We start from the raw sequence: 22,907 nt of genomic DNA, 5'->3' as shown, positions 1-22,907 counted from the left end.
GGGGCCGGGCGTCAACCACCGCAGCAGCCGCCCTCGGCGGGAACCGTCCGCAATTCCCTGGTCTGCGCATTGCGGGCCGCGAGATCGGCATCGGCCGGATAGTCGACGGCGATCAGGCTCAGCCCGTGCGCCGGCGCCACCGTCACCGCACTGGAACGGCTGCGCTCGTCGAGCAACGCGGCCGTCCACTCGGGCGTGCGCCGCCCCTCCCCCACCGCCAGCACCGCACCGACCAGACTGCGCACCATCGACCAGCAGAACGCGTCCGCGCTGACGTATGCGGTCAGCAGATCGCCCTCCCGGACCCAGTCGAAGCGCTGGAGTTCGCGCACCGTCGTCGCACCTTCACGACGGCGGCAGAAAGCGGCGAAATCGTGCAGCCCGAGCAGGTTTCGCGACGCCGCCCGCATGGCGTGCACATCGAGTTCCGGGCGGCACGGCACCACACCGCGCGCCTGCAACGGTTCGGCACCGTAGGGGGCCATGGTCAGCCGGTAGGCGTAATGGCGGCGGATGGCCGAGAAGCGAGCATCGAAGTCCGCGGGAGCGATCCGAATATCCTTGAGCCGCACGTCCTTCGGTAGGAACCGGGCCATCCGGTGCACGAGTTTGGCCGGTTCGATCTGGGCGGCGGTATCGAGATGCGCGACTTGACCTTCGGCGTGCACACCCGCGTCGGTGCGCCCGGCCACCGTCAGCTGGACGGTCTCGCGCAGTACCTTGCCCAGCGATTCCTCCAGCACCCCCTGCACGGTGCGCAGCCCGGGCTGACGGGCCCAGCCGATGAAATCGGTCCCGTCGTAACTGATGTCGAGCCGGTACCGGGTGGTCACCGGCGCCTCGATCTCGTTCGCGTCCTGCCCGCTCACCGCGGCCTCCTCGGAAAGTGAACGAGCCCGCCCACCCGGATCGGGTAGACGGGCTCGTTCGGCGAATTCAACGCGTCACGCGCATCCCGGAGCACCGGGACCACGACTCACGCCTTGTCGTCGGCCTTCTCGTCCGCGGTCGCCTCGGCCTCGGCAGCCTCGGCCTTCTCCTCGGCAGCCTCGGCGGCGGGCGCCTCGGTGGCTTCGGCGGCGGGCGCCTCGGCCTTCTTGGACGCGGCCACGCGACGGGCGCGATCGGCTTCCCGGGTCACGGTCTCGCCGCGGACCAGCTCGATGATCGCCATCGGAGCGTTGTCACCCTTGCGGGGCATCGCCTTGATGATGCGGGTGTAGCCACCCTCGCGACCCTCGAACGAGGGGCCGATCTCGGCGAAGAGCGAGTGCACGACGTCCTTGTTGCGGATCACCTTGAGCACCTCGCGACGGTCGGCCAGCGTGCCGCCCTTCGCCTTGGTGACAAGCTTCTCGGCGTACGGGCGCAGCGCCTTGGCCTTGGCCTCGGTGGTCGTGATCCGACCGTGCTCGAAGAGCGCCGTGGCCAGATTGGCGAAGATCGCCTTCTGGTGCGACGCCGACCCGCCGAAGCGGGCACCCTTCTTGGGCTTGGGCATTGTTGGTTCTCCTTGAGTAAGACCCCGGGGCGCCTACCCCAGCGGCCTAGAGCTGTTCGGTTTCGGCGTAGTCCTGCTCGCCGCCGTCGTTGTCGCTGAAGTTGCCGCTGTCGGACCAGGTGCCGGTGGCCGCGTCGTAACCCACCACGCTGGAGGGGTCGAACGAAGCCGGGCTGTCCTTGAGCGAGAGGCCGAGCGCGTGCAGCTTGACCTTGACCTCGTCGATGGACTTCTGGCCGAAGTTACGGATGTCCAGCAGATCCGATTCGGTGCGTGCGACCAGCTCGCCGACGGTGTGCACACCCTCGCGCTTGAGGCAGTTGTAGGACCGGACCGTCAGGTCCAGATCCTCGATCGGCAGACCGAACGAGGCGATGTGATCCGCCTCGGCCGGCGAGGGGCCGATCTCGATGCCTTCGGCTTCGACGTTCAGCTCACGGGCCAGGCCGAAGAGCTCGACCAGGGTCTTGCCCGCCGAGGCGAGCGCGTCCCGGGCGCTGATGGAGTTCTTGGTCTCCACGTCCAGGATGAGCCGGTCGAAGTCGGTGCGCTGCTCGACACGGGTGGCCTCGACCTTGTAGGTCACCTTGAGCACCGGGGAGTAGATCGAGTCCACCGGGATCCGGCCGATTTCCGCACCCGAGGCCTTGTTCTGCACCGCCGGGACGTAACCGCGACCGCGCTCGACGACCAGCTCGATCTCGAGCTTGCCCTTGTCGTTCAGGGTGGCGATGTGCATGTCCGGGTTGTGCACCACGACGCCGGACGGCGGGACGATGTCATCGGCGGTGACGGTCCCCGGGCCCTGCTTACGCAGGTACATGGTGACCGGCTCATCCTCCTCCGAGGACACGACCAGGCCCTTGAGGTTCAGGATGATGTCGGTGACATCTTCCTTCACACCGGGGACGGTGGTGAACTCGTGCAGGACGCCGTCGATGCGGATGCTCGTCACCGCGGCCCCCGGAATCGAGGACAGCAGGGTACGGCGCAGCGAGTTGCCGAGGGTGTAACCGAAGCCCGGCTCGAGGGGTTCGATGGTGAACTTCGAGCGGTTCTCCGCCACGACCTCTTCGGTCAGGGTCGGACGCTGGGAAATCAGCATGTGGATCATCCTCCTTTGTGGGCGCCCGCTATTTGACGCCTCGTCTAAGGGTTGTGCGTGATCGCCCAGGGCGGACGATCACGCACCAGCAGCGGATCAGCTGTTACTTCGAGTAGTACTCGACGATCAGCTGTTCCTGCAGCGGCACATCGATCTGGGCGCGCTCGGGCTCCTGGTGGACCAGGATGCGCAGGCGGCCAGGGATGACCTGGAGCCAGCCGGGGACCGGACGGTCACCGATGGTCTCGCGCGCCACCTGGAACGGCAGCGTGCCCAGCGACTTCTCCTTGACATCGATGATGTCGTACTGGGTGACGCGGAAGGACGGAACGTTGACCTTCCGGTTATTCACCAGGAAGTGGCCGTGGCTGACGAGCTGGCGGGCCTGGCGGCGGGTACGGGCCAGACCGGCGCGGTACACGACGTTGTCCAGACGGGTCTCGAGCAGGCGAAGCAGGTTGTCACCGGTCTTGCCCTTGAGGCGGTTGGCCTCTTCGTAGTACCGGCGGAACTGCTTCTCCATCACGCCGTAGGAGAAGCGAGCCTTCTGCTTCTCCTGCAGCTGGAGCAGGTATTCGCTCTCCTTGATCCGCGCGCGGCCGTGCTGGCCGGGCGGGTAGGGGCGACGTTCGAACGCCTGGTCGCCGCCGACCAGGTCGACGCGGAGGCGACGGCTCTTGCGCGTTGCGGGTCCGGTGTAACGGGCCATTGTGGTCTACCTTCCTTTCCCGTTAGACGCGACGCCGCTTGGGCGGACGGCAGCCGTTGTGCGGCTGCGGGGTGACATCGGAGATCGTGCCCACTTCCAGGCCCGCGGCCTGCAGCGAACGGATCGCGGTCTCGCGGCCCGAACCGGGGCCCTTGACGAAGACGTCGACCTTCTTGACGCCGTTCTCCTGCGCCTTGCGGGCAGCGTTCTCGGCGGCCAGCTGCGCGGCGAACGGGGTCGACTTGCGCGAGCCCTTGAAACCGACGTGGCCGGAGGACGCCCAGGAGATGACGTTGCCGGACGGGTCGGTGATCGACACGATCGTGTTGTTGAACGTGGACTTGATGTGCGCGTGGCCGTGCGGGACGTTCTTCTTTTCCCGGCGACGCGACTTCTGGGTCTTCTTGGGGCCGGAGGCCCGTGACTTCGGAGGCATCGGTTATCCCTACTTCTTCTTGCCGGCGACGGTCTTCTTCGGACCCTTGCGCGTACGCGCATTGGTCTTGGTGCGCTGGCCGCGCACCGGCAGGTGGCGACGATGACGCAGGCCCTGGTAGCAGCCGATTTCGATCTTGCGACGAATGTCGGCCTGCACCTCACGGCGCAGGTCACCTTCGACCTTGAACTCCGAGGCTTCGATGTAGTCGCGCAGCTTGGTCAGATCGTCGTCGGTCAGATCCTTCGACCGCAGATCCGGGCTGACCGAGGTCGCCGCCAGGATTTCCTTGGCGCGGGTACGGCCGATACCGAAAATGTAGGTCAGTGCGATCTCCATGCGCTTTTCGCGCGGGAGATCGACGCCCATGAGACGTGCCATGTGGCATTTCCTTAATCGTTGCGGAGGTCTGCTCCCTGTCCGTCCCCTCGTCGTGGCGGGGCCCCGGCCTCCGTACCGGGGGTTGGCTCATGCACCTCGGGGGTGAACCCGAATTCCGCAGTGCACGGCTGGAGCTGGGAGTTCTTCTCGGGCGAGTGGCGCTCGCCCATTCAATTGGTGTGCCAATCCGAACCGCGTTCGGTGCTTGGCTGGTGTCAGCCCTGACGCTGCTTGTGGCGCAGGTTCTCGCAGATCACCATGACCCGGCCGTTACGGCGGATCACCTTGCACTTCTCGCAGATCTTCTTGACGCTCGGCTGAACCTTCACGTCCGTCCAATCTTGTTGTGGTTCACACGTGCTGTGAACACAGTTTTTCCCCAGCCCGTCGGCTGGGGAAGTCTTGCTCCCGGCCTCTCGACCGGAATCCCCCGGCTGCAGACCGGGGAAGCTTCAGTTGTCAGCACAGATCGGTAGCGCATCGCCGCCGGGGTCCGGGGGCGACGCCCGCCGGGCGGGCTGTGGGGGTTGCACCCCCACAAAACGCCAAGTCGATCGACTCCCGGCGAGCGCACTCCGCGAGCAGACCTCGCCGATTCGATCTACTTGTAGCGGTAGACGATACGGCCGCGGGACAGGTCGTAGGGCGAGAGCTCGACGACCACGCGGTCCTCCGGCAGGATGCGGATGTAGTGCTGCCGCATCTTGCCGCTGATGTGCGCGAGAACCTTGTGCCCGTTCTCGAGCTCGATCCGGAACATCGCATTGGGCAACGGCTCGACAACTCGACCCTCGACCTCGATGGCCCCGTCTTTCTTCGCCATATCCTCCGCGATCCCGGTTATGCTCAACCTGGTCTGATTGGTGGTCCTGCCCGGATGAAACCGGTCGGTGTGGGCCGGAGAAGCCCGGACCGGTCGCATGCGAACAGTCGGCGCATAGGTGCACCGCCGCTCAAGCTTACCGGCAGGCGCCCGATCGGGCAAAACACGCCCGGACGCGGGGTCGCGAGCCTTCCCATCGGCGCACTGCCTGCCCCGGTCAAGGCTCGGAGGCGGCAGCGGAGCGTCACCACGCAGAGCCTCCGGGGCAGGCGAATCCGGCACTGCCTGCCCCGCGAAGGAACCCGGCTGTCGCGTAAACTGACCGCTGTCCGAGGTCCAGCACATCAGAGGGGGATGCGTGAGCCGCAGCAATGACGGCCTCCCCATGCTGCCGCCGTGGCTCTCCGACAGTGAGGTCACCCAGGTCGGGCAGCAGATCGAGTACGAAGCGCCACCGGTTCAGAACCTTCCGCACGACGAACTGATCGAGGACACCCCCGCACCCAAGCGCCGGTTCAAGCGGCCCACTCCCGAGGGCGACCGTTCCGATTCCCCCGGACCGCGCAAGGAAAAGCGCCGCAAGCCCTGGCGCCGCGACAAGAACGACGACCACCAGGTCGAGGACCACGCCGACGACGGCCACGCGCCGCGCCCCGCAGATCAGTGGTCGAACCCAGCGCAGCAGCAGGACCTGGACAGCGGATGGCAGAGTGTGCCGCCTCCCGATCAGCGGCCGGGGCCCGCGGACCGTCGGCCGTCGGACCGATCCCCCGATTCCCGTCCGGCCGATCCCTATCAATCCGGTCCGGCGCCGCAGCAGTACCGGCCCGGACCGGACACCTCGTGGCAGCAAGGCCCGGCACAGACCGGGGAGCGGCCGGCCACGCATCTGCCGACCCGTACTCCGAGTGAACCACCTGCCGAGTTCCAGCCGCTCGGACCACGTCCGCCGCAGCCCGTCGACCAGCAGGCGCCGCCGCCGCACGCCCAGGTGCCGCCGCAGGCTCCGGTCGCGCCCCACGCTCCGGTTCCGCCGCAGAGCCAGGCGAGCCGGTTGAACGCTGCCGCGCCCGTCGCACCCGCGCAGCCACACGCCTCCTCGCCGCAGATCCCGGTGGCGCCGCAGCAGCCGCCCGCCGCGCCGCACCAGCCGCCGGCACCGCAACATCCCCAGCCACAGGCTCATACGTCGGCGCCCCAGATCCCGGTGGCGCCGGTCCCGCCGCAGCAGCAACCGGTCGCACCGCACCAGCCTCAGCCACAGGCTCATATGTCGGCTCCACAGATTCCAGTGGCGCCGCCGCAGCCGCAGGCACACGTGTCGTCGCCGGTGAATCCGATCGCACCGGCCACACCGCAGTCACACACTTCCGGCGCGCAGTACCCAGTCGCAGACCCGCAGTCGCACGCCCCAGGGCCGGCCAGCGACGGTGGCGGCCAGGCTTCGGCGGCCGACCACCGTGCCGTCGCGGAACAGCCTGGCCCGCCGGCCTCGGCGGAGCCGCCCTCGTGGTTGGAGGGGCCCCGTTCGACCGCACAGGCGCCCGACCGTGGCCCCGACGCCGAGACCGGCCCCGCTGCCGAGGACAACCAGATCACCGGTGGCGCAATGCCTGCGCAGACCGACGTGGCGGCGAGCCCGGTGTCCAGCTCGTCCGGATCGACCGCACCCGCGAGTTCGGCAGCGCCTGCCGACGCTCCGCCGTCCTGGCTCGAGCCGGCGGATTCGGCGAACACGCCGGCCCAGCCCACCGCACAGCGTCCGCTTCCGCGACTGCCGGACCTGCCGCCGCCGCCGAATCGAAGCGAAACAGCTGTAGGCACAACGGATTCGGCCGCGAGTGTCTCGGCGCCGACACCGGTTGCGAGCGATTCCGCGGCGGCGACCGATCGCCAGGGTTCTTCGGGCGACGTCGCGACGGATTCCGCAGCCGCTGCAGCGGACCCCGCGGTTGGGCCGGCGTCGTCCAGCGCCGTCGCCGGACCGAATCTCGTGACGAGCGATCCGACGTCGGCGCCGATAGTCGGTGATTCCGCCGCTCCGAACGTGACGGCGAGCGATTCCGCAGCGGTCGCCACCGATCGGCAGGCCGCGCCGGGCGTGACGACGGGCTCGGGAACCGCTGCGCCGGATCGCGCGGTCGGGCCGGAATCGTCTGGCGAGGCTGCGGCGCGCGGGCTCGAATTCGCAGCGCGCGGTTCTGAAGCCGCGCCGATCGACTCACAGGCGGGTAATCGCGAGCAGCTCGGAGATCAGCCCCGGATGCCGGGCTCGGAGGCTCCCTCGGTCGCTGCGGACGCATCGCTCACGCGCGGTCGGCATCGCTTGCCTTCCGAGAGCACGGCTTCGCCGGCCGACCAGGTGAGGTCCGCGGTGGCGGGCGCTGCCGCGGAGATGCCGCACCAAGCCGCGGCCGAGGCGGGCCAACCGTTTGTCGCGGCGGACGGCCCCGAGGCGAGTCGGGGTGCATCGCAGAGTTTGCACGCCCCGCCGGCTACCCATTCGTCCGGATTCGAGCACCCGCTGCCGTCCCAGCCGAATGAGCAAGGTGCACAGCGGGCGCCGGAACAGCCCTGGCACTCAGGGCAATCCGCAGCCGAGGCGGCCCCGCATGCGGCCTCGACCGCCCAACCGCCGCGTTCGTTCTCTGCACCGGCGGACGAACCCGCACCTGGCCCGGCGCAGCGACACAATGCGGGCGCGGCGGCGATGGGGCAGGCACCGGTCGGTGAGGTTCGCGGTGCCGGACACTCGTGGCAGGGCGGCCCCTCGACCCTCGACCAGCAAGGACGGCCTGCTCCGCAATCACAGGCTCCGATCGCACCGGGCCCGGACACACCGGGACCACGCCATCCCGCGCCCATGCAGGCGCCTGCGGATCAGATGCCCGGTCCGCAGGGTTACGCGCAGGCACCAATGGCGCCGAATCAGCACTCCGCGCCGTCGCACTCCGTGCCGCCGCAATACCCCTCGGCGCCACAGCATCCCGTGCAGCCGCCGATTCAGCCGCAGCATCCGGCACAGCAGCCCGTGCCGCCGCAGCATTCGGCCCCGCCGCCGCAGTGGCAGGGCGGCGGTCAGGGTCAACCGCCACTGCCGTCGCCATCGCTGGACAATGTGCCGATCCGGGGCCGCGCGGCCAAGAAGCCGGCCGGTTCCGGGTGGCGTAAGGCGGTGCACCACGTGTCGGGTGGTGCCATCAATCCGGGCATGTCGGCCGAGGAACGCCGGTTGCAGGAGTTGGTGGCGCGCATCCGGCAGCCGGTGCGCGGCGACTACCGCATCGCGGTGCTCTCGCTCAAGGGTGGCGTCGGTAAGACCACGACCACCATGGGCCTCGGCTCCACGTTCGCCTCGATCCGGGGCGACCGGGTGATCGCCGTGGACGCCAACCCCGACTTCGGCACGCTGTCGCAACGGGTGCCGTTGCAGACCCGGTCGACGGTGCGCGATCTGCTGCTGGATTCCTCGATCCAGCGCTACTCGGATGTGCGCAGGCACACTTCACAGGCCACCAGTCGGCTGGAAGTGCTTGCCAGTGAACGGGATCCGGCGGCGTCGGAGGCGTTCAACGAGGACGAGTACCGGGCCGTGGCGCGGATCTTGCAGCGGTTCTACAACATCATCCTCACCGACTGCGGCACCGGTCTGATGCATTCGGCCATGGCCGGTGTGCTGGAGCTGGCGCATTCGCTGGTCCTGATCTCCTCCCCCGCGATCGACGGCGCCCGCAGTGCCGCGGCCACGCTGGACTGGTTGTCACTGCACGGTCACGATCATTTGGTGCGAAATGCGGTGGTGGTGATCAACTCTCCGCGCGCGGGTTCGCCGAACGTGGGCATCCAGCAGCTGCGCGAGTACTTCCTGTCGCGCTGCCGGGCGGTGCACATCATTCCGTTCGACCAGCACATGTCCGAGGGCGCGGAGATCGACCTGCACCGGCTGCACAAGCAGACCAAGCGGGCATATGTGGAACTCGCGGCGACCGTGGCCGACGATTTCGCCACCGATCACCGTCGTTACCGGGGTTGACGAATAGGTCGCGGCCGTTACCCGGCCGCGACCTATTCAGACGTTGGCGCCTCGGCTCACCATTCGGGCAGTCGGCGCCGTCCGGCCAGCACATCGCGCACCAGGTCGTCGTAGGCGTCGGCCAGTTCGGCCAAGTGATGCCAGGCGCTGTGCAGCAGGTCGTCGTGGGCGTCGAGGGTCATCAACGCGTGGTGGGCTCGCACCGACGCCTCGGCCAGCCGGTCGATCACCGCACCGATGGTCTCGGTGTGCAGGGTGGCACCCAGCCGGTGCTGGGGGACGTTGCGGACCACCCAGTCGTCGATCGCCATCACCAATTCGCCTCGGCGGCGCTCGATTTCGACGACGGTCGCGGGCCGGGTATCGATCGAGCCGCCCCGGCCGACCAGCCGTCTCTCATGCAGTATTGCCAGGTCACGGGCATACCAGAGGAGTTGACCGCCGACCACACGGTGCCCTCGGCACGCTCTGACAAGTAGATCCGATGTCGGCAGCGGCCCGGAAATCGGGGTCTGCGCCACCGGATCGGCACTTCGCTGAGTGCCGGGAAGAGCCATTACGACTGTTGTATCCGAACCTGCCACGGTTGCCTCGCCGTCATCGCCGCACAACACCGGATCAGTACGTTCATTACAATAAACCTCGGAAAACCCCTGTCAAGCGTAATCGGGCCGTAGTGGGCCGAAAAGTGTACACTTCGTTACCTGCACGACCAACCGAGGAGCAAGATGGCGGACGGTCCGACGTATCACCGGATCGCAGACCTCCTCCGCGAGGAGATCCGCGCAGGCAGGTGGAAGCCGGGTGACCGACTGCCCAGTCATGCCGAGCTGGCCGATCAGATGCAGGTTTCGATCACTACCGCGCGCAACGCAATTCAGGTCCTGGTCACCGAGAACCTTGTCTACACAGCTACTTCCCGGGGAACGCTGGTTCGAAACCAGGAAGTACTCGAATCCGTGGTCACAGATCATATCCGACCGAATCGACCCAGGTCGGCACATGACATATTCGAGGAGATCGCGCGCGCCGCGGACCGCGAACCGAGTAAAGAATTCAGCGCCCGAATGGAGCCTGCCGGTACGGAAGTGGCGCAATGGCTGGGCGTTCCGGCCGATTCCTGGGTGCTTGCCCGCACCGTCGTCCAGTATTTGGATAACGAACCGTGGTCCTGGGAGGTCAGCTTTTATCCGCGTGATCTCGCCGAGGCCACCGGCATCGACTCACCGCACGACATTCCCGAGGGGACGACTCGCCGTCTGGCCGACCGTGGCCACGCCGAGACCGCCCATCGCGATACCGTCGTCGCCCGGCCCGCAACCGCCGAGGAGGCCACTGTGCTCGGAGTCGCCACCGGAACCGTTCTGCTCGATCATCTTCGGATCGGCGCGAACCACGACCGCGTCACCCGCGCCACCAGGCATCGCTCGATCGCCACGCGCAATCGGCTCGCCTACGAACTAGGTGATGAGGAGGGCACGGCCGTGATTCGCCATGCCCTCGGCAGCTCCTATCGGCCCGGCATCGCGTAGCCATGTCCGTGGTCATCCGGCCCGCGGTCCTCGCCGACCTCGGAACCATCTGCCGGCTCCGGGTACAGCGCACCGCGTGGTTGAGCGCGCGCGGTTCGGATCAGTGGACCGTGGCCGGGCGCGGCCTGCCGATCGAGATCTTCGCGCGATCGGTGGGTCACTGTCTGGACGCGGGCGAGACCTGGATCGCCGAGGTGTGCGGGCGCCCGGCGGGCACCATCACCGTGAACGATCGCGCCGATCAAGGACTCTGGGAACCCGAGGAACTCTCCGACGCCGTCATCGTGCACTACATGATCGTCGACCTGCGCTACGCGGGCCGCGGTGTCGGCCGCCGCCTGCTGGCCCACGCCGGCGAGCTGGCCCGCGAATACGGCCGCGACTGGGTCCGCCTCGACGCCTGGACCACCAACACCGACCTGCACGCCTACTACCGCCGCGCGGGCTTCCGCTTGGCCCGCATCGCCGGCCCGGCCGCCCAGGGGCCGTCGCGAGCGCTGTTCGAACGACGCACCGATTCCTGGGCAGCGGTGCGCGCCGCTCATGCGCCGGTGTTCACGCCGGTGCATGGTTGACAGCGGCCGGAACACCTGGCCTTGCGTTGCTACGCGGTTTGCGCTCGCCCCGGGGCCCTGCGGCTGACCGACCCAGAGACGAACCACTGGACAAGTGTCACGGCAAGCATCGACGCCATCCTCGCGGCCTCGGCCGTTATCGGCACGGCCGGCGTTACTCCCTCGTGGCGGTCCGTGTGACCCTCCCACAGCATCCGAATCATTGACACAACAGGGGTCACCGGCACTGAGATCCCTGATTTGTCAGTTATGGCGACCCGGTACAGGTTTCCTTGCCTGTCGAGCTGGCCGAGGACATGCCCAAGAGTGGCACCCGCCTGATTGGGAACGACGACCGGGATCGCTGCAGCCTCGACGGCAAGAATCGCTTCTCGGTACGCCGTCGACGGATCCGGGTGAAACCTGTGGGCGGCATCCCAAGCAGCTTTCAGGTGGGTAGCCGCGGCGGTACGGCCGGCAGCCTCAGCGGCCTGGTATGCGTGGTGGGTCGCCGTCGTGACTGTCAGGTCATGGCGCGCCACCAGCGCGTCGCCATTCTTGCCGACCTTCCATATCGACCGCCCATCTCGAAGGACCGCGTCGATGCCGCGGATCCAGGACGGAACCGAGTAGATGTAGTGGGAATGCTTGTCGTGTGCAATGACGTGCAGGGTTGCATCGATCCAGTCCAGCAGGGCGGCCGTCGGCACTCCACGCGTATCGCTGTACCAGTACTTCTCTCTCGGGGTAAATCGAAGCCTGGCAACGACCTGTTGCCGTATCTCATCCCTGATCAGCCTGTCGCCCAGCCAATCTCGAAGTGGATACTCCAGCCACTCCGGAAAACCGTCATGCCAGCTGAGGTCTGCCGGTTCTCCGGCGTTCCGGCTGCCGAAAGTTTGCCATGCGCGGGCGTCGTTGGTTGTCACGCCGCGAAGCGTACTAGCCGAGCGGGCGCTTTTCGAGAGGGTTTGCACAATACCCGAGGGTGAACTACCCACCTGAATGTCCAGGCATGCTGGTGATACAGCTGAATTCAAATCGGATCACTCATACCGAAGGATGCAAGCAAATCAGAGAAGAAAGCACATACGGCACACACCTAGATCATTTGCTAAATATTTGCTACCAGTCGGCTCGCGGTTGCGATCGAGACGAACGGGGTACCTCTACAGCGGTGGCAGGTGGGCGATTTGGATCATTTCCTGTCCGCGGGTGCGGGAGACGAGCATGCCGCGGCCGGGTGGGAGTTTGGTGGGGCGGACGTCGCCGATGAGTTTGCCTTCGTCGCGGGGGCCGCTCATGATCAGCGCGTCGACCGACAGGTTCTTCATGCCGCCGAGGACGTGGTCGTAGAGGGCGCGGGAGACGCCGCCGATTCGGCGGGTAACCACCAGGTGCAGGCCGATATCGCGGGCCTGTGGCAGGTATTCCAGCAGCGGGAGCAGCGGATTGGCGCCGGCGGTGATCATGTCGTAGTCGTCGACGAGGACGTAGATCTCCGGGCCCTCCCACCAGCTGCGGTCGCGCAACTGCTGCGGGGTGATATCGGAGCCGGGGATCCGTTTGGACAGGTAGCGGGCCAGTTCGGTGATCATCGGACCGCTGGTCTGCGACGAAGTCGAATAGCCGGCCAGGCGTTCGTCGGGGACCACGCCGAGCAGGCTGCGGCGGTAGTCGATCATGATGATCCTGGCCTCACCGGGTGCGGAGTTCTCCACCACGCCCATGGCGATATTGCGCAGCAGGGTGGTCTTGCCGCATTCGACGTCGGCGAAGGCCATGAAGTGCGGTTCGGCGTCGAAATCCAGGACGAACGGGTCCAATTCGTTCTCGCCGAGCCCGACGACGACCTTGGTCGCGCTCTGCCGGACGCCGTGTGCGCGGGCGATGGCCAGCACCTGCTCGCGGGAGATCTCCAACGGCAGCATGCGCACCTCGGGTGCGCGCCGGGTGCCCCACAGCTGCGTCAGCTCTTGCCTGGCCGCGGCGACACCGTCGGTGAGGCTGGTCGGGTCCGAATCGGAATCCAGTCGCGGGAGCGCGATCAGCATGTGCAGTTCGTCGGGGGTCAGGCCGCGACCGGGACGACCGACCGGCACCAATGCCGCGGTGCGCCTGGCCATTTCCGAATCCGACGGATCGCCGAGGCGCAGCTCCAGCCGGGTGCCGATCTGGTCCTTGATCACCGGCCGGATCTCGCCCCAGCGGGAGGCGCCGAGGATGAGGTGGATGCCGTAGGACAGGCCCTGCTGGGCGATGGCGTTGACAGCCGGTTCCAGGGTGTCGAATTCCTCGCGCATGGCCGCCCAGCCGTCGATGACCAGGAAGACGTCGCCGAACTGGTCGGCGGCCAGCGGGTCGTCCGGGGCCGGCGGGTTGCTGTTGGCCGCGGCTTCCAGCTGGGCGTATTTGCGGCGCCGGAACTCCACCATGGACTCGATGCCGAGCTCGGTGAAGCGTTCCTCGCGCTGGGTGAGCAGCGAGGTCAGCTCGGCGATGGTGCGGCGCACCCGGTCGCGGTCGAGTCGGCCGGCCACCGAGCCGACGTGCGGGATGCCCACCAGACCGGTCATGCTGCCGCCACCGAAGTCCAGGCAGTAGAACTGCACCTGTTCGGGGGTGTGGGTGGCGGCCGCGGCCATGATGATGGTGCGCAGGGTGGTCGACTTACCCGATTGCGGGCCACCGACCACGGCGACGTTGCCCTGGCCGCCGGCCAGGTTGATGGTGAGCACGTCGCGGCGCTGCTCGTAGGGCTTGTCGATGATGCCGATCGGCATCCACAGCTGGCCGTGCCGGTTGACCGGCGAGCGCCAGTCCGGGTCGGGCAGCAGCATGTCGACCGTCGGCGATTCCTCCAGCGGCGGTAGCCACACCTCGTGCGCGGGACGTCCGTGCCCGGTCAGCCGCTTCACCACGACCTCGAGCAGCGAATCCGGCAGGCCCTCTTCCTTGTCCTCGGCGTCGAGTTCGGCGCCGGGCGGCGGGGGCAGCTCCGGCAGGCCGAGCGGGGCGGCCGGTTCCGGATCGGGCTCGATCCTGGCCTGGATCTCCACCGGACCCGCGGTGAACACGGCGGGTGACTGTCCCCGGCTGACGCTGCCGCCGGACTCGCGGGTCCCCGACGGTGAGACGTAGGGGCCGGACACGTAGGTGGCGTTGAAGCGCAGCGGGTCGTCGGCGTCGCTCTTGAGGTAGCCCGAACCCGGGATGCCGGGCAGGTGGTAGGCATCGGTGATGCCGAGCACCGCGCGGGATTCGTTGGCGGAGAAGGTGCGCAGGCCGATCCGGTACGACAAGTGCGAATCGAGGCCGCGCAGCTTGTTCTCCTCGAGCCGCTGCGAGGCCAGCAGCAGGTGCACGTGCAGCGACCGGCCCAGGCGGCCGATCATCACGAACAGGTCCGCGAAATCCGGCTTCTGCGAGAGCAATTCGGAGAACTCGTCGACGATGACGAACAGCGCGGGCAGCGGATCGAGCTGCGCGCCCGCCGCACGTGCCTTCTCGTACTCGGTGACGTTGGCGAAATTGCCCGCCGCGCGCAGCAGTTCCTGGCGGCGGTTCATCTCACCGGCCAGCGCGTCCTTCATCCGGTCCACCATCGAGAGTTCTTCCTCGAGGTTGGTGATGACCGCGGCCACATGCGGCAGTGGGTCGAGCCCGAGGAAGGTCGCACCACCCTTGAAGTCGACCAGCACCAGGTTGAGGTAGTCCGGCGAATGCGTGGTGACCAGCGACAACACCAGGGTGCGCAGGAACTCGGACTTACCGGAACCGGTGGCGCCGATGCACAGTCCGTGCGGACCCATGCCGTTCTCGGCCGACTCCTTGATGTCGATCTCGACGGGTGTGCCGTCCGGGGTGACGCCGATGGGCACGCGCAGCCGTTCGCGGGCGGTGCGCGGCCGCCACACCTTCGACGCCTCGATCTGTGCGGCATCGGGAATCTTAAGCAGGGCCATCAGGCCGGGATCGGCCCTGGACTCATCACCGAGGCTGACGATCTGCGCGGCGGTGGCGATCCGGTAGCGGGCCAGCGCGCGGCCGAAGGCGGTGGCTTCGGCCACGCTGACGTCGTCGGCGGTGGCGAACTTCTCGGTGCCTGCCGCGCTGCGCGCGCTGACGTCGCCGTCGGCGACCACCAGTTGCAGGCCACGGCGCACCGCGAGGCCGTCCTCGGGCGCGGTGAGGTCGAGCACGGTCACCGAGTCCAGGCCGCTTTCGCTGACCAGGCGTTCGCTGCCGTTGACGTAGCCGTCGTCGATCACGACTACCAGGTGCAGCCGGCCCTGGGTGGGTTGCGGGTTGCGCATGAACCGGCCGCGTTCGATCAGCTCGGCCGACAGCGCGGTTTCCAGCTCACCCAGCGAGCCATACATCATCCGCGCCGAGCCCATGCCGTCGCGCTGGGTCGGATGTTGCAGGTGCGGAAGCCATTTCGCCCATTCCCAGTTCGGTCCGTCCGGGTCGGCGCAGACGATGGCGATCGCGACGTGATCGGGTCCGTGGAAGGCGGCCAGCTCCATCAGCATGGCCCGCACCAGGGTCCGGGCCTCGGCGGGCACGCCACCGATATTGATTGCCGGGAAGGCGCGCAATGAGACCGCCGTCGGCAGCCGGTGCACCACCGAGTGGGTGCGCACGAACCGGCGCAGCGCCACCGTCGACACCGGCTCGAGGTCTTCGAGCGGGCCGGTTTCCGGGCGGGCCAGCTTGGTCGCCAGCCGGTGGCTGCCGATGCCGACGCGCACATGCCCGAAATCCGGGTCGGCCGGGCGGCGCTCCCACATCCGGCGGGTGCCGATCACCGAGCGCAGATCCGTCGGCTCGGGATGGCTCCAGGTCAGCGCCTCCAGCTGCTTGCTTCCGGTGCGGCGCACGTCTTTTCGCATCTGGTCGAGGTAACGGAAGTAATCCTTGCGTTCCTCATTGAGCTCGGCCGCCGACTTCGGTCCGCCACCGCCGCGCATTCCCATCATCATGCCGACCATCGACATGATCATCATCATCGGGAACATCATCATCATCGGATTGGCGAACAGGTTGCGGCCCATCATCGCCATCATCGCGATCATGCCGACGACGGCGACCAGCATCACCACCGGCATCAGCTTCACCAGCAACGGTGCGGGCAGCGGCCGGGGAATCTCCGGCGGCGCGTTCAGCGCGACTTCGCCGCCGGGTGCGCGCGGCGGCGCGATCCGCGGGCGTCGCACGAAACCTTCGGTAACCATGGCTGTCCGCTACCCCTCTGTTGCTTCGGGATCGAGGTCGGAGATGTCGGCGTCGTCGCCGCGGCGGCGGAACGGGATCCACAGTGCGGTACCGATTCCGAGGACGGCGAGGCAGGTGATCGCGCCGATGGCGGCGATACGGCGCGGCAGCGGGTCCGGGCCGGGTGGGCGCCAGGGCTCGGCCATCGGGCTCGGGATGTCGGCCCCTGCGCTGATCGGCTGGTCCGGGAGTTCGGCGGTCAGCGCGGCCACCGGGTCGATCAGGCCGTGGCCGATGCGGTCGTCGCGGCCGGGGCCGGGCGCCTGGGCGGTGCGTTCGATGCGCTCGATCACCTGCGCGGCGGTCAGTTCCGGGAAACGGGAACGCACCAGCGCGGCCAGGCCTGTGACATAGGGTGCGGCGAAGCTGGTGCCCTCGATGGGGCTGATGCCCTCGGCGGTCTGCACGCCGTCGACCAGGCCGGTGCCGCCGGGTTTGCTGTCCAGCGAGACGATCTCGCGGCCGATGGCGGCGACCCCGATCCACGGACCGTTCAACGACAGTTCGGAGACCACGCCGTTGGGGTCGACGGAGGCGACCGAGAGCACGTACGGGTCGAACCAGGCCGGGCTCGCCACCGTCTGCACACCCGCCCAGCCCGATCCGGTGTTCTGGGCCTTGCAGGCGCCGTCGGTCTGGAGATTGCCGGCCGCGGCGACCACCACCACATTACGGTCGTAGGCGTATTTCACGGCGGCGCCGAGCGGCTCGTCGACGGTGTCGACTCCTGCTGCGGCACAAGCTACTTCGGAGATGTTGATCACCGTCGCACCCATGTCGACGGCGCGAACTACGGCCGCGGCGAGGGTGAGCACATTGCCGTAGCCCGCGCTGGCGATGGCGCCGGGGGCCTCCTGGGCGCCGCGGCGATCCTTGGCTTCGAAGGCCAGGCTGAGCTGCCGGATGGTGAGGATCTCCGCTTCCGGCGCCACGCCCACGAAGGCGTCGTCAGGGCTGGGCCGGGCCGCGATGATGCCCGCGACCAGGGTGCCGTGCCCATCGCAGTCGACGGTGCCGTCGGTGCCGGAGACGTAATCACCACCGGCCTGGAGCGCGGGCAGCCGGGGATGACGGTTGACGCCGGTGTCGATGACCGCCACCTTCTGCCCGGCGCCCCGGCTGAACTGCCAGGCCGCGGGCAGATCGAGCACGGCCTGCGATACCGGCACCTCGACCGGCGGCCCGCCGTTGAGCACGGGTTCGGCGCAGACCGACCGCTGTTCGGTGGGTTCCAGCGGGGCGGGGCGGCCGCTCAACGCCTTGGCGGCACCGAGCGCACCGGGATCGATCTGCGGCGGTCCGATGGCGAACGCCGGTGCGGGCGCGCCGAATACCGACAGACCGAGCAGCGCCGCCGTCACGATCACCGCCGACGCGCGCCGCAGCGGGCCCGGCACACGGACAGATCGGCTCGCGGGCATCAGATATTCCGGGCCATCGCGTACACGCCCATGATCCACAGCACCAGCGGAATCACCGAACAGATCAGCAGGTACTCGAAGATCTCGCCGAAACGCCGGGTCACCGGGGTGATCTCGATGTGCGGGCCGATGACGCCGAAGAACACCACCGCCACCGCGAGCGCCAGCAGCAGCCCACCGCACAGCAGCGGATCGGCGCCGCCGAGGGCAAGCCCGGCCAGCAGGGCGGCGACGATGGCCGCGCCGGCGATGATCAGGGTGGCGGCCTGGGCCAGATCGGCGAAGGCGCGGCCGCGCAGGCACAGGATGATGGCGGTGATCACCGCGAGCGCGATGCCCTGCCACCGGGACTGACCGAGCGGGTCGGCGGCGCCGAGGGCACCGACCACACCGGCGATCGCGCAGCCGACCAGCAGACCGGTCTGGTACTGATTGGCCACCCGGGCCCGGCGGCCGAGCCCGGCCGCCGACGGCAACGCGGTGGCACCGATCGCGCCGATGCCCTCGATGGTCGGGCGCTGTTCATGATCGGCCGGGTCGATCGCACCGCCCGCGGTGGGCACCGGCGGCACCGGCAGCCGGGCCAGCACCGCCGCCAGCCGCGGCACCGCCGAGATCAGCACGATCGCCGCCACCAACAGGCCCGCCCCGATCTTGGGCAGCGCCGGATCCCACACCATGCGCACCAGCGCCGCCAGTCCCCCGCACACCGCGACGGTGACGGCGGCGGTGAGCAGAGTGGCGCCGGTGCCGGTCGCGCGATAGATGCCCACCGCGGCGACCAGGATCACCGAAAAGCCCAGCAGCAGATGCGGACTGCCGAGATCGCCGGGCACGAACAGCGCCGCGCCGCCGAACAACAACAGCAGCGCGCCGAACGACAACCAGACCGCGGTGAGTTCGTCGTCGTATTTGCGTGCGGCGATGGCGGCGGCGACCGCGGCGCCGATACCGACGCCGGTGGCCAGGAACGGTGCGGCGATGCCGACCCCGTCGGCGCGGCCCGCCGCGAACAGCGCCAGCGCGAGTACCGCGGCCAGCACCGCGGCGACCAGGCCGGTCCAGCGAGCCGCGCCGGGTGACCAGCCTCGAAAGTCGTTGGCGGTCAACCGGGATACCGCGTCGATGACGTCGTCGAACAGCGCGGGCGATTCCTTGGCACCGACCGACCGAAGCACCAGCAGCTCGCCGTCGTAGACCTCGGCCTCGGTGAGCGTGCGGCTGGGCGCGATGGCGTCACGGCCGAGCCGGGCCAGCGTCCAGTGCCGGGTCTGCAGCGGGGCGCCGCCGTCCTCGGCGTCGACGGGGGCGGGGTTGCGCGACTCGATAAGCGCCACCAGATCGCCCATGAACGTCGCGATCGGCACGTTCGCCGGCAATCCGACATCCAGCTGAGTATTTCCCCCGATGACGGAGACCCGGCACAGTTCTGGCTCAGCGGTACCGGTGCCGCTGCTCAACGTCTCGGTCAATTGTCGAACGACCCCAGTTCTTTCCTGCACGTTTCAGACACTCGCGACCGGATTCCTACCCGTCGAACCACCGGCGACCACTTCCGTGGCACCGGCTCGATATCGCGACCGGACCACGTTGCAACCTACCGGCAGCGAACAATAATGTATCGGACAGGCCATGCCGACGCGATTTATGTCGCGGCCGGGCCGAATCCGTCCGTGTCCGCCGCAGTAATGAAGATTTCGGGGTTCCATGCAATGACCGGCAACCGTCAAGCACAGCGCGCCTTCGATGCCGGAATCCTGTCCCTCGGGCTGAGCATTGATGGGCAGGAATCGACGCGTGATCTCGAGTACGCGAAATTGGCTTTTCAGCGGGCCACCGAATGGGACCCCTCGATGTGCGATGCCTGGCTGGGCCGGGCGGCGGCCGGGGAGGTCACCGATGAGGTCATCGCCAATCTGCACCGCACCAGCACCAGCACCCTGCACCGCGAGCAACGCAGGCTCGGCCTGCCGCCGCGGGCGCTGGCGGGACGGTTCGTCTCCGGGCTCTACATCGACTACCCGCTGGCCAGCTACACCGAGATCTGGCTCGCCTACGCCGCGAGCCTGATCGCGGGCAAACAGTACGACGAGGCCGAGCGGGTGCTCGACGAGCTGGCCGAGTACCGGGCGGGCATGCTCTCGGATCCCGACCGCGAGATCGACGACCGGATCAGCGCCTATATCCGCGGTGTCCTGCACTTCAACACCCAGCGCTGGCCGGATGTGATGTCGGTGCTGGCCGGATCGGCCGAATGGGAGGACCCGTACCTGGCCACCGGCGCGCACGTCATGGTCGGTTCGGCCTGCGCCCAGCTCGGGCTGTTCGGCGAGGCGATCCGGCGGATGGATCAGGCCGAGAGCGGCCCCATCCCGGCCGCGCGCACCACGGCGATGTTCTGCCGCGGCCTGTGCCTGCGGGAAACCGGCAGCGAGGACGAGGCCCAGGCGCTGTTCGAGCAGGTGTATTCGCAGGCCCCGGACTTCACCGCGAATACCGAGGCCATGCGGGACAAGAGCTACCGCATCACCGTCACCACCAAGGAATCCATCGACGCCCGCACCGACCGCTGGGATCCGGCCTCGGCGCCCTCGGTGGAGCAGCTGCAAAACGCCGACGCCGAGGACCGCGCCAAAAAGATCCTCACCGAGGCCCGCGCCGAACTCGACCGCCAGATCGGCCTCACCGCGGTGAAGACACAGGTGGCGAAGCTGCAAGCGACGGCGCAGCTGGCCAAGATCCGGGCCGAGAAGGGCATGGCCAGCGTGCCGCGCGGGAACCACCTGGCCTTCACCGGGCCGCCGGGAACGGGCAAGACCACCATCGCGCGGGTGGTCGCCAAGATCTACTGCGGCGTCGGCCTGCTCAAGACCGACAAGGTGGTCGAGGCCAAGCGCATGGATTTCGTCGGCCAGCATCTGGGCAGCACCGCGATCAAGACCGACAAGCTGATCGACACCGCCATGGACGGCGTGCTGTTCATCGACGAGGCGTACACGCTGATCCAGACCGGTCTGTCCGGCGGCGACGCGTTCGGCCGCGAGGCGGTGGACACGCTGCTGGCCCGGATGGAGAACGACCGCGACCGGCTGGTGGTCATCATCGCCGGCTACGACGGCGAGATCGACCGGCTGCTGGCCGCCAACGATGGCTTGGCCTCGCGTTTCGCCAAGCGCCTGCAGTTCCCCTCCTACACTCCGCCCGAGCTGGGCCAGATCGGCAAGCTCATCGCCTCCTCGCGCGATTCGGAGCTGTCCGAGGACGCGGTGCGGCTGCTGGAACAGGCCTGTGAACGGCTCTACAACTCCGAACGCACCGATCAGAGCGGCCAGCCCCGCCGCGGCATCGACCTGGCGGGCAACGGCCGTTTCGTCCGCAATGTGATCGAAGCCGCCGAGGAGGAACGCGAGTTCCGGCTGGCCAACGACGATTCGCTGGACCTGAGCGCGGTCGACGCCTCGGTGCTCATGCGGATCGAGGCGCCGGATATGGAGGCCGCGCTGGCCGGGGTGCTCTCCTCGCTCGGCGTGTCCTGACCCCGGCCGGGGCCGGCCGCGCCGACAGCAGCTCAGTTCTGTGGCAGGACGTCGTGCCTGGTCAGCGCGTCGGTCGGCGCGAGGGTCGGGCCCGGCACCAGCTGCCCGACGATCGCCCACGGCGCCAGCTCCGGTGCATCGCCGAGCCCGAGCACCATCGCGGTGTCGATATCCGGGATGCCGTAGCGGATGCCGTTGTCGGCGATGTAGAACAGGCTGCCGCGCCGCGGGCTGCCCGGCTCCATGCCGGTGACGTGCACGAACTCCCCCGAGGACGGCCGCAGATAGGCCTGGTCGACCCGGTCGCCGGAGCCGTCGGCGGTGGCCAGCGACACCGGTTTCGCACCCTCGGGCAGCGGCAGCCGCGCGCCCACCAGCAGGGTCGCCGAGGCACGGTCGGTGGGACCGTCGACGGCGTCGGCCTCACCCTGCTCGGTCTTCGACCAGGACACACAGGTGACCGGCGCGTCCTCGGCGGACAGGATGGCCGGAACGGCGGACGGGAAGTGGTCGACCGGCAGCTGGGTCAGCACCGGAATCCCGGTCAGCGCATCCGGCGGAACGGTCTCGATCTGGCTCATACCCTGCGAATTCGCGGTGCGGATGAGTTCGGCGGTGAACTCGGAGATGTGCTGGACACCCTCGCTGAGCACCACATACAGCTCGGCGCCCTGCTGTCTGCCGGTGGCCGCGACCGAGATGACGCCGCCGACCGGGAAATCGGACAGCGCGCCGGGGCCCGGCTTACCGGCGTTCGGAATCTCCGGCGCCGCGATGGGCGGCACCGGGGTGGCCGCGCCGAGCAGGCCCGATCCGGCCGGGCGCGGGCGCTCGCCGGAGAGGTTCAGCGCCCGCGCGAGCACGCTGTTGTCCGGGTCGATCTGGGCGCGTTTGCCCTCGTAGATCAGGTAAGTGCGGTCCGAACGCTGCACCAGCACGGCCTCGTCCGGACGCGCGGCCCGGATGCGTTCGCTCAGTTCCGGTCGCGCCGCGATGATCGCGGTGTCGACGCCCGAGGCCGAGGCGGCACTGCCGGTGATGGACAACTCGACGGCGTCGCACAGCGACCAATCCGAGCGTTCGCCCTGCGCCGAGCCGGGCAGCGCGGACGGCGCGCCGGGGATGCCGAGCAGCGGCCCGCGCGGCATCTGGGCCAGCTTGTCGTCCTTGACCGAGGTCGGGGACTCGCTGCTGCCGCTGATCAGGCGGGCCGAGGCTAGGTTGAGCACCGGATGCAGGGTGGTGCCGCCGTCACTGTCGGCGACGACGACGTAGAGCGCGCCGCTGTCCTTGCCCATCACGATCTTCGCGTCGCCGATCGCACCCTGCGGGCGGATGAAGGCCAGGATCGCCGCACCCGCGACGACCAGCAGCCCGAGCACCGCGCCGACCAGCAGCGAACGCAGCTGCGAGCGCATCGGATCGTGCAGCATCCGCACATCCCGGCGCACCAGCGCGTGGTCGAGCCTGCGCAACAGGAATCGATATCCGTTGACCTGCTGCCGGGTGGTCAGCTGTGCCGGCACATGGCCTCCATAGAACTGGGTTCTCCCCTCACTCGAGCAATTACAGTATCGGGCGAAACGGCGGTGTCAATCG

Annotated in this window: 18 protein-coding genes; 4 read left to right on the top strand and 14 right to left on the bottom strand. The window is 68.5% G+C overall.

Annotated features, from left to right (window positions below):
• Window positions 1–11: 11 nt before the first annotated feature.
• The 8 genes from truA to infA all read right to left on the bottom strand — a co-directional run bounded on the left by truA (window position 12) and on the right by infA (window position 4,955).
• Window positions 12–869 carry a tRNA pseudouridine(38-40) synthase TruA gene (gene truA / locus NOCYR_RS04400; protein ID WP_014349151.1) on the bottom strand — a complete coding sequence of 286 codons (858 nt, stop codon included), beginning with the start codon at window positions 867–869 and terminating at the stop codon, window positions 12–14.
• Between the two features lie 107 nt (window positions 870–976).
• On the bottom strand, window positions 977–1,501 hold the full coding sequence (gene rplQ, locus NOCYR_RS04395; protein WP_014349150.1) for a 50S ribosomal protein L17: 525 nt from the start codon (window positions 1,499–1,501) through the stop codon (window positions 977–979).
• A gap of 46 nt (window positions 1,502–1,547) precedes the next feature.
• Entirely contained in the window at window positions 1,548–2,606 is a 1,059-nt protein-coding gene (locus NOCYR_RS04390; protein ID WP_014349149.1) for a DNA-directed RNA polymerase subunit alpha, read from the bottom strand.
• 103 nt (window positions 2,607–2,709) lie between these two features.
• Window positions 2,710–3,315, bottom strand: coding sequence for a 30S ribosomal protein S4 (rpsD, locus tag NOCYR_RS04385; RefSeq protein ID WP_014349148.1), 606 nt, complete (start codon window positions 3,313–3,315; stop codon window positions 2,710–2,712).
• 22 nt (window positions 3,316–3,337) lie between these two features.
• Window positions 3,338–3,751, bottom strand: a complete 414-nt coding sequence (rpsK, locus tag NOCYR_RS04380) for a 30S ribosomal protein S11 (protein ID WP_014349147.1) — start codon at window positions 3,749–3,751, stop codon at window positions 3,338–3,340.
• A gap of 9 nt (window positions 3,752–3,760) precedes the next feature.
• On the bottom strand, window positions 3,761–4,132 hold the full coding sequence (rpsM, locus tag NOCYR_RS04375) for a 30S ribosomal protein S13 (protein WP_014349146.1): 372 nt from the start codon (window positions 4,130–4,132) through the stop codon (window positions 3,761–3,763).
• Between the two features lie 215 nt (window positions 4,133–4,347).
• The gene (gene rpmJ / locus NOCYR_RS04370) at window positions 4,348–4,461 is read right to left on the bottom strand and encodes a 50S ribosomal protein L36 (protein WP_003938068.1); all 114 of its coding nucleotides are present in this window, start codon (window positions 4,459–4,461) and stop codon (window positions 4,348–4,350) included.
• A gap of 272 nt (window positions 4,462–4,733) precedes the next feature.
• Window positions 4,734–4,955 (bottom strand): translation initiation factor IF-1, encoded by a 222-nt coding sequence (infA, locus tag NOCYR_RS04365; protein ID WP_003418601.1) that lies wholly within the window; start codon window positions 4,953–4,955, stop codon window positions 4,734–4,736.
• 2,479 nt (window positions 4,956–7,434) lie between these two features.
• Here infA and NOCYR_RS04360 point away from each other — a divergent pair.
• Complete coding sequence (locus tag NOCYR_RS04360; protein WP_370011513.1) at window positions 7,435–8,988, top strand: AAA family ATPase; 1,554 nt, start codon at window positions 7,435–7,437, stop codon at window positions 8,986–8,988.
• Window positions 8,989–9,044: 56 nt separating this feature from the next.
• On the opposite strand, the gene NOCYR_RS30700 is transcribed toward NOCYR_RS04360, so the two are convergent.
• Complete coding sequence (locus tag NOCYR_RS30700; RefSeq protein WP_048832791.1) at window positions 9,045–9,545, bottom strand: DUF4254 domain-containing protein; 501 nt, start codon at window positions 9,543–9,545, stop codon at window positions 9,045–9,047.
• A 171-nt stretch (window positions 9,546–9,716) separates the two neighbouring features.
• On the opposite strand from NOCYR_RS30700, the gene NOCYR_RS04350 reads away from it, so the two are divergent.
• Complete coding sequence (locus tag NOCYR_RS04350) at window positions 9,717–10,520, top strand: GntR family transcriptional regulator (RefSeq protein WP_048832789.1); 804 nt, start codon at window positions 9,717–9,719, stop codon at window positions 10,518–10,520.
• 2 nt (window positions 10,521–10,522) lie between these two features.
• Window positions 10,523–11,095 carry a GNAT family N-acetyltransferase gene (locus tag NOCYR_RS04345; RefSeq protein ID WP_014349142.1) on the top strand — a complete coding sequence of 191 codons (573 nt, stop codon included), beginning with the start codon at window positions 10,523–10,525 and terminating at the stop codon, window positions 11,093–11,095.
• Window positions 11,096–11,124: 29 nt separating this feature from the next.
• On the opposite strand, the gene NOCYR_RS04340 is transcribed toward NOCYR_RS04345, so the two are convergent.
• The 4 genes from NOCYR_RS04340 to eccD all read right to left on the bottom strand — a co-directional run bounded on the left by NOCYR_RS04340 (window position 11,125) and on the right by eccD (window position 19,274).
• Window positions 11,125–12,003, bottom strand: a complete 879-nt coding sequence (locus tag NOCYR_RS04340; protein WP_048832787.1) for a hypothetical protein — start codon at window positions 12,001–12,003, stop codon at window positions 11,125–11,127.
• Window positions 12,004–12,243: 240 nt separating this feature from the next.
• Window positions 12,244–16,311, bottom strand: coding sequence for a type VII secretion protein EccCa (gene eccCa / locus NOCYR_RS04335; protein ID WP_014349140.1), 4,068 nt, complete (start codon window positions 16,309–16,311; stop codon window positions 12,244–12,246).
• A 9-nt stretch (window positions 16,312–16,320) separates the two neighbouring features.
• The gene (mycP, locus tag NOCYR_RS04330; protein ID WP_081505550.1) at window positions 16,321–17,772 is read right to left on the bottom strand and encodes a type VII secretion-associated serine protease mycosin; all 1,452 of its coding nucleotides are present in this window, start codon (window positions 17,770–17,772) and stop codon (window positions 16,321–16,323) included.
• Complete coding sequence (gene eccD / locus NOCYR_RS04325) at window positions 17,772–19,274, bottom strand: type VII secretion integral membrane protein EccD (RefSeq protein WP_269147607.1); 1,503 nt, start codon at window positions 19,272–19,274, stop codon at window positions 17,772–17,774. Before eccD ends, mycP begins: the two co-directional genes overlap by 1 nt.
• Window positions 19,275–19,484: 210 nt before the next feature.
• On the opposite strand from eccD, the gene eccA reads away from it, so the two are divergent.
• Window positions 19,485–21,308 carry a type VII secretion AAA-ATPase EccA gene (gene eccA, locus NOCYR_RS04320; RefSeq protein WP_014349137.1) on the top strand — a complete coding sequence of 608 codons (1,824 nt, stop codon included), beginning with the start codon at window positions 19,485–19,487 and terminating at the stop codon, window positions 21,306–21,308.
• A 32-nt stretch (window positions 21,309–21,340) separates the two neighbouring features.
• Here the strand turns inward: eccA and eccB are convergent, their stop codons facing one another.
• Window positions 21,341–22,834, bottom strand: coding sequence for a type VII secretion protein EccB (eccB, locus tag NOCYR_RS04315; RefSeq protein ID WP_014349136.1), 1,494 nt, complete (start codon window positions 22,832–22,834; stop codon window positions 21,341–21,343).
• Window positions 22,835–22,907 lie beyond the last annotated feature (73 nt).

The sequence above is a fragment of the Nocardia cyriacigeorgica GUH-2 genome (assembly GCF_000284035.1).
Taxonomy (GTDB): domain Bacteria; phylum Actinomycetota; class Actinomycetes; order Mycobacteriales; family Mycobacteriaceae; genus Nocardia; species Nocardia cyriacigeorgica_B.
Note: the sequence above shows the minus strand (reverse complement) of the source record. Positions and strands in the feature narration are given on the sequence as shown.

Coding starts and splice junctions, on each gene's coding strand:
- rplQ (WP_014349150.1), bottom strand. CDS start 1,501: ATGCCCAAGCCCAAGAAGGGTGCCCGCTTCGGCGGGTCGGCGTCGCAC.
- NOCYR_RS04390 (WP_014349149.1), bottom strand. CDS start 2,606: ATGCTGATTTCCCAGCGTCCGACCCTGACCGAAGAGGTCGTGGCGGAG.
- rpsD (WP_014349148.1), bottom strand. CDS start 3,315: ATGGCCCGTTACACCGGACCCGCAACGCGCAAGAGCCGTCGCCTCCGC.
- rpsK (WP_014349147.1), bottom strand. CDS start 3,751: ATGCCTCCGAAGTCACGGGCCTCCGGCCCCAAGAAGACCCAGAAGTCG.
- rpsM (WP_014349146.1), bottom strand. CDS start 4,132: ATGGCACGTCTCATGGGCGTCGATCTCCCGCGCGAAAAGCGCATGGAG.
- infA (WP_003418601.1), bottom strand. CDS start 4,955: ATGGCGAAGAAAGACGGGGCCATCGAGGTCGAGGGTCGAGTTGTCGAG.
- NOCYR_RS30700 (WP_048832791.1), bottom strand. CDS start 9,545: ATGGCTCTTCCCGGCACTCAGCGAAGTGCCGATCCGGTGGCGCAGACC.
- NOCYR_RS04350 (WP_048832789.1), top strand. CDS start 9,717: ATGGCGGACGGTCCGACGTATCACCGGATCGCAGACCTCCTCCGCGAG.
- NOCYR_RS04345 (WP_014349142.1), top strand. CDS start 10,523: ATGTCCGTGGTCATCCGGCCCGCGGTCCTCGCCGACCTCGGAACCATC.
- eccCa (WP_014349140.1), bottom strand. CDS start 16,311: ATGGTTACCGAAGGTTTCGTGCGACGCCCGCGGATCGCGCCGCCGCGC.
- mycP (WP_081505550.1), bottom strand. CDS start 17,772: ATGCCCGCGAGCCGATCTGTCCGTGTGCCGGGCCCGCTGCGGCGCGCG.
- eccA (WP_014349137.1), top strand. CDS start 19,485: ATGACCGGCAACCGTCAAGCACAGCGCGCCTTCGATGCCGGAATCCTG.